1 pseudogene is annotated in these 1,097 nt (G+C 65.9%); it reads right to left on the bottom strand.

Annotation, left to right across the window (positions count from 1 at the left end):
* Nucleotides 1-127: 127 nt before the first annotated feature.
* Nucleotides 128-1,097: pseudogene (locus AB0C96_RS43090) on the bottom strand (IS3 family transposase); the annotation flags it as partial.

The following is a 1,097-nucleotide window of genomic DNA, read 5'->3' as shown; positions in this document are numbered from 1 at the left end:
CCCTGGTAGTCAGAGCAGTCAGTCAACAGCGTCAGGCCAACTGTAGCCATCGCAGCTCTTCTACGTGCAAGTTTCCAACTTCCCGCCGCTCGAATGGGTCTGCTGCAGGTTTGGGTGACAGGTTCGGTCACGCGGTCTGGAGGGCCGGTGTGGTCATGACGGTTTCGTATTCGACGGGTGTCAGCCGGCCGAGCGAGGCTTGTCGGCGGCGTCGGTGGTAGGTCCGTTCGATCCAGGTCACGATCGCGATCCGCAGTTCCTGACGGGTGGCCCATGAACGGCGGTCGAGGACGTTCTTCTGCAGCAGGCTGAAGAAGGACTCCATGGCTGCGTTGTCGCCTGCAGCCCCGACCCTTCCTATCGATCCCGCCATCCCGTGGCCGTCGAGCGCCCGGACGAATTTCCGTGACCGGAACTGCGACCCGCGATCGCTGTGCAGAATGCACCCGGCAACGTGTCCACGCCGGGCGACAGCGTTGTTCAGGGCGGCCACGGCCAGGCGGGACTTCATCCGCGCGTCGATGGAGTAGCCCACGATCCTCTTGCTGAAGACGTCCTTGATGGCACAGAGATACAGCTTCCCTTCGCCGGTTGCGTGTTCGGTGATGTCGGCGAGCCACAGGCGGTTGGGGCCGTCCGCGGTGAAGACACGGCGGACCAGGTCGTCGTGCACCGGCGGACCGGCCTATTTGGTCCTGCCGCGTCTCTTGCCGAAGACGCTCCACCAGCGGTCGTCCCGGCAGATCCGCCACGCGGTCCGGTCGGCCATGACCGCCCCGGCGTCGCGGGCCTCGTCGACCAGGAAGCGGTAGCCGAACTCCGGATCCCCACGATGCGCCTCGAACAACGCGTTCGCGCGGTATGCCTCCTCCAGCACGGCATCGGTCACCGGCCGCTCCAGCCAGCGGTAGTAGGGCTGTCTGGCGAGCTTCAGGACCCGGCACGTGACCGTGACGGGAACCCCGCCGGCGGCCAGCTCTTTCACGAGCGGGTAGATCCTTTTCCCGGCAGATGCGCCTGCGACAGATAGGCCGCGGCCCGGCGCAGGACCTCGTTCTCCTGCTCCAGCAGCTTGATACGCCGACGTGCTTCCCTCA

Origin of the sequence: Streptomyces sp. NPDC048506 (genome assembly GCF_040651315.1) — a bacterium.
Lineage (GTDB): Bacteria > Actinomycetota > Actinomycetes > Streptomycetales > Streptomycetaceae > Streptomyces.
Note: the sequence above shows the minus strand (reverse complement) of the source record. Positions and strands in the feature narration are given on the sequence as shown.